Origin of the sequence: Metabacillus fastidiosus NBRC 101226 (genome assembly GCF_001591625.1) — a bacterium.
Taxonomy (GTDB): domain Bacteria; phylum Bacillota; class Bacilli; order Bacillales; family Bacillaceae; genus Metabacillus; species Metabacillus fastidiosus.
Genome location: NZ_BCVG01000002.1, coordinates 92,804 through 104,883, shown reverse-complemented (window position 1 = coordinate 104,883; position 12,080 = coordinate 92,804). Strand labels below are relative to the sequence as shown.

Below are 12,080 nucleotides of genomic sequence, written 5' to 3'. Positions count from 1 at the left end.
CCTGTTAGTTAAATGAAAAATTTATCAATATAAGTAAATATTAACCTATTTTCCTTGTTTGAAAAAGTCTATCAAAATATAAAAGGTTTTTGTTGAGTTTACTAAATAAGGTGAAAAAAGATTGCGGTATGCCACATATGAATTACGGCTAATACTCAACTACTGCGATATATGATAAAGATGAGCTAATGAATGAGAGGAGAGAAAGAAATGAAATTTAAAAATATTGTTCTAACTATTGCTGTTGCACTAGTAACAGTTGCTATTGTTTATGTTGTAAAAAACTAAAGGGGATGGATGAAATGAGTTTTGAAATTAAGCAATTAAACAAATCATTTGGTCAGTATCAAGCTGTAAGAAACTTGAATATTAAATTAGAGGAAGGAAATATTTTAGGTTTGCTTGGAAGAAATGGTGCAGGGAAGACAACTACAATTAGAATGATTTTAGATATTATTAAGCCGGATAGCGGTTCCATTCATTGGCAGGGACAGCCTCTTTCTAAAAAGGAATTGTCAATCGGCTATCTTCCTGAAGAAAGAGGGCTTTATCCAAAAATGAATGTACTTGAACAGTTAATTTTTTTAGGGAAATTAGAGGGGCTTCCTGCAAAATTCGCGAAGAAGCATGCATTAGACTGGTTAGAAAAACTTGAAATGACAACTTTTATGAAGAAAAGAACAGAGGAGCTATCGAAAGGAAATCAGCAAAAAATTCAGCTGATTAGTACGTTGATCCATGACCCTGATTTCATTATTTTAGATGAGCCGTTCAGCGGATTAGATCCAGTTAATGCTGAGATGTTAAAAAAAGTTGTTAAAGAGTTAATTAAAAAACAAAAAACAATTATTTTTTGCAGTCATCAAATGGATAGTGTTGAGACATTTTGTGATCAGGTTTGCATTATGAAGAACGGGAAAATAGTTTTATCTGGTTTACTATCAGAAATAAAACAAAGCTATGGATACCGTTATTTAAATATTCAGGCCGAGAAAGATATTAAGGCTGTTTTAAATGAAAAGAAGCTGTCGTATGAAGAAATAAATCAAATATATACAATTAAATTACATAAAAATGAGGAGCCATTAAAATTATTGCAGGAAATTGAGCAATTTTATGGTCTTCGCAATATTTCTTTAAATGAACCTAGTTTACATCAAATATTTATTGAGAAGACGGGGGCATAAGTAATGAGAAGTTTTCTAATTATTCTTCAGCAAACGTATCTTCAATCGGTACGGACTAAATCATTTGGATGGATAACGATTTTATTAATTTTACTGGGAGCTTGTATTTTAGCTTTTCCAAGTTTGATAGAGAAATTTTCAAGTGATGAAAAGGAAGGAAACTATGTTTTCATTTCTACTATCCCTCATTTTCAAATTAAGCAGGAACAGTTACAGCAATTTAATACAGATAATATTTTTCGGCTTGGACAGCCTGCAAATATAGAAGAATATAAAGAGAAGATTTTACAAAAGAAACTGGATGGCTTATTTATTTTGAAAATGGGGGACAATTCCTCGACGATTCAATTGGATTATTACATCAATAATAATGAACCTTTACTTATTCAACAGACTAAATTTTTTATAGAAGATATTTATTTTCAGCAAGTGATAAAAGAAGAAAATATAGACTTAGATATTGCGAGTTCACTTGCAGTTCAGGTTGAACCTAATATGCAGCATCTTCGTAATACAGACTCCAATTCTTTTTTTATTATTTATCTGCTAATAGGCATTATGTATTTGGCAATAACGACATATGGAAATTCAGTGGCTACAGCAATTGCAGCAGAAAAGTCATCGAGGGTCATGGAAGTGATGATTACGAAAATATCACCGGTTCCGATGATGTGTGGAAAAGTACTCGGTATTGGATTGGCCAGCTTAACTCAATTATTTATTTTTTTCAGCAGTATCGGTCTATTTACTAAATTGGAAATTTTTAATATCCCGTCAGGTTCTATTGCTGAAACATTGATTGAGATGCTCAACATTTCTTATACAATTTACTTTTTGATTTTCTTCATCCTTGGCTATTTTATTTATGCATCATTATTTGCTGTTATTGGTTCCATGGTAAGCAGACCTGAAGAATTATCAAGCACTTCGATCCCTATTACAATTATTTTAATGGCTAGCTTGGCTGTGGAGATGGTTTTAGTGATTGATCATCCAGACAGCGTAGCGGCCGAGATTACATCTTATATTCCGTTTACTGCTCCAATCAGTCTAATGGTAAGAATTATAAATGATACTGCTGTACCGTTTGAAATAATGTTATCAATAGGAATGATGTTAGCTAGCATTGTATTATTTGCTTTATTAGCAGCAAAAATCTATCCAAAAGGTATTCTTAAAAACGATCAGAAGTTAACATTTACCGAACTGTTTGCAAAAAAGTAAAGTGAAATTTCCAACAGTGAGGGTTTTTCTCATCTTCTATTGATGGTTAGTTGAACCAATCGGACCTTTACGGAAAGTTAATCTCCCGCTTAGCTTCTCGAATTTTTAGAAATCTGAAGTAGGAGTCATACTGCGCGTTAAGGCTGAGATAAAATATTTATTTATAAGAAAGCTATGTTTATCAAAAATAGATAAATATAGCTTTTATTCATTTTACACATATTGGACCACTGTCTGTTTCATAATATGATCAGACTCATATATGAAATGATGTGATTATAAGTGAAAAAAATTTTACATATTTATCAAACAGATTGGCGGAATATTTTTAAAGTTCCAATGGCATTATTTTTAATTATTGGTTTAATGTTCTTACCTTCTCTTTATGCATGGGTTAATATAATCGGGGGATGGGACCCTTACGGCAATACGTCAAGAATTCCCATTGCAGTTACGAATGAAGATGCTGGAGCATTAATCGAACTTAGAGATATAAAGAAAGAGATTAATATTGGAACTGAAATTGTAGATAGTTTAAAGAAAAGCAATAAGCTTGGGTGGGAATTTGTAAGCAAGGAAGAAGCAGAACATGGAGTAGCACATGGTGATTATTATGCAAGCATTTTAATTCCAAACAATTTTTCAAACAAGGTTACGACTATTTTAAGTGATAGCCCGGAGAAGCCTGAAATTATTTACAGTGTAAATGAGAAAATCAATGCAATTGCTCCAAAGATAACAGCGAGTGGTGCGACAGGAATTGTAGCACAGGTGAGTAAAAATATTGTAAAAACAACTTCTGAGGCAATTTTTACAGTATTCAATAAAGTTGGAATCGAGCTAGAAAAAGAACTTCCGACTATTCGTAAAATAGAGCATAGAATATTGGAGCTTGAAAAACATTTGCCAGAGCTGGAAAATGTGGCGGATAAAGCTTTGCAATTTGAGGAAAAGCTGCCGGAAATTCATAAGAAAGCCGAGAAAATAGTGGAGTTAGAGAAGCGTTTGCCTGAAGTGGAAGCGGCGGGAGATAAAATGATTATACTTGAACAAAATCTTCCGAAGCTTAAAGCAGCTGGTGATAATATAATTGCTATTCAAGAAAGACTTCCGGAAATTCAAAAGGCAGCAAATCGAATTATTGAGATAGATAAAAATTTTTATACAATAGAAGAAACGATTAAGAAAGCATTAGAAAATGCTGAAAATGCTGGGGAAATTATTAGTGATGCACAGCAGGCATTACCCGAAATAGAGAAATTAACGAATGAAGGTGCAAGTGATACATCTGCCATATATGAATTTTTAAAACAAAATGAAAAAGCTTTTCAGAAAACAGCACCTGTTATAAAACAAAATTTACTCCTTCTTGAACAGATGGCATATGCGGAAGGAAGTAACAGAACTGCAACTGATATTATTAATAATATAATAAGTTTATTTACTGCATTGAACAGTTACTCACAGAATGGAGTAATGACAAATGATATTCAAGCTTTAAATAAAGTAAAAGCAGTCTTTAGTGGGCAGGGAGATAAAACAGAAGCTGCTGAAAAATTGAATCAGTTTCTATCTCACTATGATTCAGAAACTGTTCTAAATATAAATAAAGCTCTTAATCAAATGCAAATAGAGGCGGAAAACACAAGTGATATTCTCAATAAGGCAAGAGAGACGCTTCCGAATATAAAAACTGTTTTAAGCGATACGGGACAAGCCGCCGAATACAGTGAAGAGCAATTGACTAAATTAAGAAAAGATTTTCCGCATCTAAGTGAAAAGGTCCACAGTACGGTTCAGAAAATGGAAGGGCAGATGGATCAGCTTGTAAATGGGGTAAACAAAGCTGCCGATTTTATGCAGCACGACTTTCCAAAATTAGAGCCGAAAATTCATAAGGCAGCTGATTTTGTCCGTCATGATTTACAGGGAGTAGAAGAAGATATTCGCAAGCTTTCTACTTTCATACAAACAAAATTGCCTGAGGTTGAAAATGCTGTACATAAAATAGCTAATTTAATTCGTGAAGATCTGCCCGAATTTGAAGATTCTTTAGCAAATGCAGCAGATAAAATCCGGCAATTCAAAGCAAAGGAAGATATAGGACAATTAATTGAGCTGCTGAAAAATGATATACAGGCAGAAAGTGATTTTCTCTCTCATCCGGTTCTTTTGAAAGAAAAGAATTTATATCCGATTCCAAACTATGGCTCTGCGATGTCACCTTTCTATTCTACGCTTTCTTTATGGGTTGGAGCGCTTATTCTTGCATCATTACTTCGTTTTGATGTAGAAGATACAGATAGATATAAAAGTGTCCATATTTATTTCGGCAGACTTCTTACTTTTATAACGATAGGTATTTTTCAAGCAGTTATTGTAACGGTTGGAGATATGTATATACTTGGCACATATGTTGCTGATAAACTGCTATTCGTTCTTTTTGCGATTTTAATAAGTATCGTATTTATGACAATTATTTATACTTTTGTTTCAGTTTTTGGAAATATTGGTAAAGCTTTAGCAATAGTGCTGTTAGTATTGCAGTTATCCGGATCTGGTGCAACTTTTCCGATTCAGGTCGCACCATCGTTTTTTCAATTAATTAATCCGTTTCTGCCATTCACCTATGCGATCAGTTTATTAAGGGAAGCAGTTGGAGGAGTATTGTTGAATATCGCTATTCGAGATATTCTGTACTTGCTTATATTTCTCTTTCTAGCATTTGTTCTCGGTGTTTTACTAAAAAAGCCATTAAGTAAATTTGTACAGCGAACAGCTGAAACGGCAAAGAAAAGCAAAATCATACATTAAAGAAGAACGCTGTCATTTCCGAGGAAATATTGTCAGAAAAGAAGGAGCTGTCCAATAAGTCTCTGATAAGTTTGAAAAGCCGAAAGGCCCTGTCACCAAATCCTTGATTTTACTGAATTTTCATCACAGGGCCTTACAGCAGGGTGTCCGAAAAGAGTTGATTTTTACCCTTTTGGGACACCCTCATTAAATATTATTCGTTTCCTACAGCATAGAAAGTTGTCACATAAGAAGGCTGTGAGAAAATTGCCTGCTGTTTTACACTATCTTCAGAATCACGTTTCTTATGCGCATTTTCATATGCTTTTGACTGTTGCCAGTTTTTGAATGAAGCTTCATTGTCCCAAAGAGTTAAGATGACATAGGTATCGCTGTTAAGCGGACGTAAAACCCGGATTGCAGAGAAGCCCGGTTCATGTTCAATTTGGCGGGCACGCTGTTTGAAACGATGTTCAAAAAGCGGACGGCCTTCCGGTGTAACAGGAATATTATTCAGCACGGCGAAGCCCCCAGCTAAATTTTCCCCAGCCGAATCAATTACTTCATATTTTTTAGGCTCTTTAAAAATAGTACTTCCCTCTGTTTCATGAAAAAGGACTGCATTGTCTGTACTTGACATAAGAAGCAGTTTTTCGTTAGGATGTTCTCCAGCAATTTTGTTTAAATAATCTACAGTTCCAAAAGTAATAAAGAAATTCATGCAAGCCACCTCTTTGTTTTAAATTTTAAATAAAGCGTTGCTTAATTATACCAATTTAATATGATACTTTTCCAATTTTTAAACGAATGACACATATACATGCCTATTTTTAACAATACTAAGAAAAAAGAGGTGAAAATAATGAAGAAAAAAGTTCTTTTAACAGCTGTTCTTATTTTTATGCCTGTTCTTCTCGCATTTATTGCTTATTTATTTATTATTTTCCTCGGGGATTATGTTATTGATGAAAAAAAACTAGTGATGAATTCTACATCAAGATTAGTTGATGAACGTGGAAATGAAATCACGAAGCTTTATATTGAAAATCGTGACTTAATTAGTCTAAAAGATATTCCTGAACATGTTCAACAAGCTTTTGTAGCAGTGGAAGACAGAAGGTTTTATGAACATCATGGTTTAGATGTAAAGTCAATTAGCAGAGCTCTATTTAAGGACCTCCTGGCAGGTGAGAGTATCGAAGGCGGGAGCACGATTACACAGCAGCTTGCGAAAAATACATTTTTAACGAATGACAAAACATTGTTAAGAAAAACAAAAGAAGCAATTATCGCTATAAATCTTGAAAATCGCTATAGCAAAGAAAAAATCTTAGAGATGTATTTGAATCAAGTGTATTTTGGACATGGGGCATATGGTATTCAATCAGCAGCAAATTTTTATTTTAATAAAGATGCTTCAGAGTTAACAGTGGCAGAAGGAGCATTGCTCGCTGGGATTCCAAAAGCTCCGTCTAATTATTCTCCTGTTGCAAATATGAAGAAAAGTAAAGAGCGAAGAGATACTGTCCTTAGCCTAATGGGAAAACAAGCATACCTTTCTGCGGAGGATGTTGTTCGTGCACAAGGAAAGACAATTAATTTAAATATAAAAGAAAATGAAAAAAATCAGTGGCTGACTACTTATATTGATATGGTTTTCGATGAGGCGAAACAGAAGTATTCCCTTTCAAATGAAGAGCTCATGAGAGGCGGTTATACGATAACAGTGCCTTTAAATGAATCTGTTCAGAAGGCAGCATATGAATTATTTGAAGAGGGAGACTATTTTCCAGGCAAGGATGATAATGTCGAAGGGGCATTTATTTTATTAGACAATAAAACAGGGGGAGTTGCAGCAGCTATTGGAGGAAGGAATTATGTTCCCAAAGGTTTGAACCGTCTCTATATAGCTAGGCAGCCTGGTTCCACATTCAAACCAATTGCTGTTTATGCACCTCTTATGGAGGAAGGAAAGTATGAACCATATTCTTTATTAGAAGACATGGCGTTTGATTATAACGGTTATACTCCGAGAAATTATGATGGAAAGTATGCAGGGAAAATAACGATGTTTGATGCAATTATTCATTCGAAAAATGCTTCGGCAGTATGGGCATTAAACGAGCTTAGTATAAATAAAAGCAAAGAATATTTGAAAAAGGCCGGAATGAATATCGATGATAAAGGACTTGCCATTGCATTAGGGGGACTAGAAAAAGGAGTAACGCCTATACAGCTGGCAAATGCTTATCGTACATTTGCTGAAAATGGATTATACAGTGATCAATATGTCATTAAGAAAATTGTTGATAGAGAAAATAAAGTAATTGCTCGAATAGAGAAAGAAGAACGTCAAGTATACTCAAGGCAGACTGCATGGAATATGACAAGGATGTTAGAACATGTTGTAACAGAAGGCACCGCTAAAGCTGGCAAGTATAGTGGCGAACTGGCAGGGAAAACGGGTTCTACTTCCTATCCAAATGTGAAAGGAGCTACCAAGGACGCTTGGTTTGTCGGTTATACTTCTGAGGTTACAGGTGCTGTATGGATTGGTTATGATCGAACAGATAAGGATCATTATTTAACAAAAGGAAGCTCTTATCCGACTAAATTATTTAAGGATATATTAAGTAAAGCAGATATGGACAAAGATCTTGCTTTCAATGTTCCAAAAGGTGTAAAAGATCTTGATGAGCCAATTCGATTAAGAGATATTTCAGAGTTTGATGCTGCTTACACATTTAAGCCATTTGGTCTCTTTACGATTATGTTGAAATGGGAGACACAGCAAGATCCACGTGTCGTCTACCGTATTTATGAAAAGGATAGTGAGGAGAAAAGATTGGTTGGGACAGTAACAGGGGAAGGTGCATATGAAATTCCATATGTAAATGTATTTTCTGATGCAGCTTATCAAATCGTTCCTTTTAATGTACAAACGAAAGAAGAAGGAAAAGGAACAAAGCTCGTAAAGCCGACACTCTATTCTAAATCATAGGCTGTCTGTTTTCGTCGAAATATTGACATTTATGTGAGTCCACTATACAACTAATTTTGAAAACGTTATGATAGAATTAATATAATTTAAAAATTGTTATAAAGTGAAACTTCCATCAATGGGGGGCTTTATCCTCCGCTGATGGTTAGTTGAACCAATCGGATCTTTACGCGCAGTTGGTCTCTCACTTAGCTTCCTCGAATTCTCTGAATTTTGAAGTGGGAGTTTTATTGCGCGTTAAGGCTGGGATAAAGTAAACTAATTTTATTTATTAAAAGTTGTAAGGATTGTTTACATAGAAAGGTGGATTTTTTACATGTCTGTGTCGTTAGAAATAAATGATACTTTCTTAAGGGCTTGCCGAGGAGAAAAAACTGATTATACACCAGTATGGTATATGAGACAAGCTGGCCGTTCGCAGCCAGAATACAGAAAAATAAAAGAAAAGTATAGTTTATTTGAAATTACTCATCAGCCGGAACTTTGTGCATATGTAACAAGATTGCCAGTTGAACAATACGATGTTGATGCAGCAATTTTATATAAAGATATTATGTCACCGCTTCCAGCAATTGGCGTTGATGTAGAAATTAAGGCTGGAATTGGTCCAGTTATTGATAATCCAATTCGTTCAGTACAAGATGTGGAAAAACTCGGTGAAATTAATCCGGAACAAGATGTTCCATACGTTCTTGATACGATCAAACTTCTAACGAGAGAGCAGCTTCGCGTACCGTTAATCGGTTTTGCAGGCGCACCTTTTACATTAGCGAGCTATATGATTGAAGGAGGACCTTCAAAAAATTATAATAAAACAAAAGCATTTATGTACGCTGAACCAAAAGCTTGGTTTGCTTTAATGGATAAGCTCTCGGAAATGACAATTACATATGTAAAAGCACAGATTAATGCAGGTGCTAAAGCAGTCCAAATTTTTGATTCTTGGGTCGGTGCATTAAATGTGGCAGATTACCGTGTCTTTATTAAACCGACAATGGAGAGAATTTTCAGCGAACTTCGCAAGGAAAATGTACCTTTAATTACGTTTGGAGTCGGTGCAAGTCATCTTGCTAAAGAATGGCATGATCTTCCATTGGATGTCGTTGGTCTTGATTGGAGACTGTCGGTTAAAGAAGCTCGTGCAATGGGGCTTACAAAAACATTACAAGGAAATCTTGACCCAGCTATATTACTTTCACCTTGGGAAGTCATTGAAGAGAGAGCAAAAGAAATTTTAGACCAAGGATTAGCAGAAGGCAGTCATATTTTTAACTTGGGTCATGGGGTATTCCCTGACGTTAGTCCAGATGTATTAAAACGATTAACAACATTTATTCATGATTACTCAAGAGAAAAGAAGGCAGGAAAATAATTCAAGAGGTGAAAAAAATGTCAAAGAAAAAAATGGGATTACTCGTAATGGCTTACGGAACGCCATATAAAGAGGAAGATATTGAGCCTTATTACACACATATTCGTCATGGTCGCAAACCTGCGCCTGAAGCCCTGCAAGATTTAAAAGACCGTTATGAAGCAATCGGAGGTATTTCTCCATTAGCGAAAATTACACAGGAACAGGCAGAAAAACTTGAACAGCATTTAAATGAAATTCAAGACGAAATCGAGTTCAAAATGTACTTAGGGCTTAAACATATTGCACCATTTGTTGAGGATGCTGTGAAAGATATGCATGATGATGGAATTACGGAAGCTATAAGTATCGTACTTGCACCGCATTATTCCACATTCAGTATTAAATCATATAACGAACGTGCAAAACAGGAAGCTGAAAAACTAGGCGGCAGTTTAACGATTACTTCTGTTGAAGACTGGTATAAAGAGCCTAAATTTATTAATTACTGGTCGGACCGTTTAAAAGAAACATATGCAAGTATGCCAGTTGAAGAAAGAGAAAAAGCTGTATTAATCGTTTCTGCGCACAGTTTACCTGAAAAAATTATTGCAGCCGGTGATCCATATGCAGATCAATTGCAAGAAACAGCTGACTTAATTGCAGAAGCTGCTGGAATTAAAGAATATGTAATTGGTTGGCAAAGTGCTGGACAAACTCCAGAACCATGGTTAGGGCCAGATGTTCAAGACTTAACGAGAGATCTTTTTGAAGAAAAAGGATACCGTGCATTCGTTTATGTGCCAGTAGGATTTATCGCTGACCATCTTGAGGTTCTGTATGACAACGATTATGAATGTAAAGTAGTAACAGAGGAACTTGGTGTATCATACTACCGTCCGGAAATGCCAAATGCTCAAGCAGAATTTATTGACTGTTTAGCAACTGTCGTATTAAAACGTCTTAATTAATAAAGTAAACTTCTAACCTAGAATGGGTACTCCATTCTAGGTTTTGCAGCATATAAATCTCATGAAGACAGTGTATATCTTCCGCTGTCTTCTTAACAGAAAAGAAGGCGATGAAATGACGAAGCAGAAAGTTGTCATTATTGGCGGAGGGATTACAGGGCTGTCCGCTGCTTTTTATTTACAAAAGGAAATGCTTGAGAAGAATCTGCCTATTGAAATTAAATTAGTGGAAGCGAATGAAAAATTAGGCGGAAAAATTCAAACGATTAGACATGAAGATTTCGTTATTGAAAGAGGCCCTGATTCTTTTTTAGAACGCAAAACAAGTGCGGCACAGTTAGTGAAGGATGTTGGTTTAGGAGACCAGCTTGTGAATAATGCGGTCGGCCGCTCATTTATTTTAGTAAATGATGAACTAAATCCAATTCCAGCTGGGGCGGTAATGGGAATCCCTACAAAAATATCTCCGTTCATATCTTCAAAACTATTCTCATTACAAGGAAAAGCAAGGGCTGCTGCTGATTTCATTATACCTGCAGGCAAGCCGCAAGATGATCAATCTTTAGGTCATTTTTTTCGCAGAAGGCTCGGAAATGAAGTTGTGGAAAATTTAATTGAACCTCTTTTATCAGGAATTTATGCTGGTGATATCGATAAGCTAAGTCTTATGTCGACTTTCCCGCAGTTTTACAAAGTAGAACAAGAGAATCGAAGCTTAATTTTAGGAATGAAAAAAAGTACACCTGTAAACAGCCAAAAGCATAAGCCAAATAAGGGAATCTTTTTAACACTTAAGGGCGGACTTGAGTCTTTGGTAGCTGGAGTTGAAAAAAAATTAACTCATACGGCTGTATTAAAAAACTGCAAAGTTGCCTCTATTAAAAAGATCGGTGAGCAATATGAATTAAAATTCGAAGATAATACGATAGAGATGGCGGATACGATTGTTATGACATCACCTCATTACACAGTGCCTCAGATGATAAGTAATGAGCCGATTTTTGAATATTTAAAGGAAATTCCAGCAACGACTGTCGGAAATATTGCGATGGCTTTCCCAGAAGGTACAGTGAAGCTGGATAAAGAAGGAACGGGGTTCGTTATTTCAAGAAATGCTGATTTCACAATTACTGCCTGTACATGGGTTCATAAAAAATGGAAGCATTCCACACCTGGAAATAAATTGCTTTTACGGGCATTTTTCGGAAAACCGGGTGATTCAGAAATTGTTCATAAATCAGATGAAGAAATCCTTAAAATTGTACTGAAAGATTTGAATAAAGTAACGGAAATAACAGCAGAACCTGAATTTTATTATGTTTCCCGCTGGAAACAGGCAATGCCGCAATATAATGTCGGACATATTGAGAAAGTCAGAAAGCTGAAAAGCGAACTTGGAGGAAAATATCCAGGTTTATATTTAGCAGGTGCTCCGTATGAAGGTGTCGGATTACCGGATTGTATTGATCAGGGAAAAGCGGCTGTGGATGACGTATTGCAATATTTAAGTAATAAAATGAAAATGGAAGCAGTGGAGTATTAAATATGTCCAC

General features: G+C 35.4%; 8 protein-coding genes. 7 read left to right on the top strand and 1 reads right to left on the bottom strand.

The features are described from left to right. Positions 1-302 precede the first annotated feature (302 nt). The 3 genes from BFA01S_RS01035 to BFA01S_RS01025 all read left to right on the top strand — a co-directional run bounded on the left by BFA01S_RS01035 (position 303) and on the right by BFA01S_RS01025 (position 5,225). On the top strand, positions 303-1,187 hold the full coding sequence (locus BFA01S_RS01035; protein ID WP_066224775.1) for an ABC transporter ATP-binding protein: 885 nt from the start codon (positions 303-305) through the stop codon (positions 1,185-1,187). A gap of 3 nt (positions 1,188-1,190) precedes the next feature. Next, a complete protein-coding gene (locus tag BFA01S_RS01030; protein ID WP_066224772.1) occupies positions 1,191-2,411 on the top strand; it encodes an ABC transporter permease in 1,221 nt (406 codons plus the stop codon). Between the two features lie 282 nt (positions 2,412-2,693). Beyond that, complete coding sequence (locus tag BFA01S_RS01025) at positions 2,694-5,225, top strand: YhgE/Pip domain-containing protein (RefSeq protein ID WP_066224769.1); 2,532 nt, start codon at positions 2,694-2,696, stop codon at positions 5,223-5,225. A gap of 193 nt (positions 5,226-5,418) precedes the next feature. Here the strand turns inward: BFA01S_RS01025 and BFA01S_RS01020 are convergent, their stop codons facing one another. Continuing rightward, positions 5,419-5,925 carry an antibiotic biosynthesis monooxygenase family protein gene (locus BFA01S_RS01020; protein ID WP_066224766.1) on the bottom strand — a complete coding sequence of 169 codons (507 nt, stop codon included), beginning with the start codon at positions 5,923-5,925 and terminating at the stop codon, positions 5,419-5,421. Between the two features lie 141 nt (positions 5,926-6,066). On the opposite strand from BFA01S_RS01020, the gene BFA01S_RS01015 reads away from it, so the two are divergent. The 4 genes from BFA01S_RS01015 to hemY all read left to right on the top strand — a co-directional run bounded on the left by BFA01S_RS01015 (position 6,067) and on the right by hemY (position 12,070). After that, a complete protein-coding gene (locus tag BFA01S_RS01015) occupies positions 6,067-8,205 on the top strand; it encodes a transglycosylase domain-containing protein (protein WP_066224763.1) in 2,139 nt (712 codons plus the stop codon). Positions 8,206-8,521: 316 nt separating this feature from the next. After that, the gene (hemE, locus tag BFA01S_RS01010) at positions 8,522-9,577 is read left to right on the top strand and encodes a uroporphyrinogen decarboxylase (RefSeq protein WP_066224759.1); all 1,056 of its coding nucleotides are present in this window, start codon (positions 8,522-8,524) and stop codon (positions 9,575-9,577) included. A gap of 17 nt (positions 9,578-9,594) precedes the next feature. Beyond that, a complete protein-coding gene (gene hemH / locus BFA01S_RS01005; protein WP_066224756.1) occupies positions 9,595-10,527 on the top strand; it encodes a ferrochelatase in 933 nt (310 codons plus the stop codon). A gap of 115 nt (positions 10,528-10,642) precedes the next feature. Beyond that, positions 10,643-12,070 carry a protoporphyrinogen oxidase gene (gene hemY / locus BFA01S_RS01000; protein WP_066224750.1) on the top strand — a complete coding sequence of 476 codons (1,428 nt, stop codon included), beginning with the start codon at positions 10,643-10,645 and terminating at the stop codon, positions 12,068-12,070. Positions 12,071-12,080: the final 10 nt, after the last annotated feature.

Coding starts and splice junctions, on each gene's coding strand:
- hemE (WP_066224759.1), top strand. CDS start 8,522: ATGTCTGTGTCGTTAGAAATAAATGATACTTTCTTAAGGGCTTGCCGA.
- BFA01S_RS01020 (WP_066224766.1), bottom strand. CDS start 5,925: ATGAATTTCTTTATTACTTTTGGAACTGTAGATTATTTAAACAAAATT.
- BFA01S_RS01015 (WP_066224763.1), top strand. CDS start 6,067: ATGAAGAAAAAAGTTCTTTTAACAGCTGTTCTTATTTTTATGCCTGTT.
- hemH (WP_066224756.1), top strand. CDS start 9,595: ATGTCAAAGAAAAAAATGGGATTACTCGTAATGGCTTACGGAACGCCA.
- BFA01S_RS01030 (WP_066224772.1), top strand. CDS start 1,191: ATGAGAAGTTTTCTAATTATTCTTCAGCAAACGTATCTTCAATCGGTA.
- BFA01S_RS01035 (WP_066224775.1), top strand. CDS start 303: ATGAGTTTTGAAATTAAGCAATTAAACAAATCATTTGGTCAGTATCAA.
- hemY (WP_066224750.1), top strand. CDS start 10,643: ATGACGAAGCAGAAAGTTGTCATTATTGGCGGAGGGATTACAGGGCTG.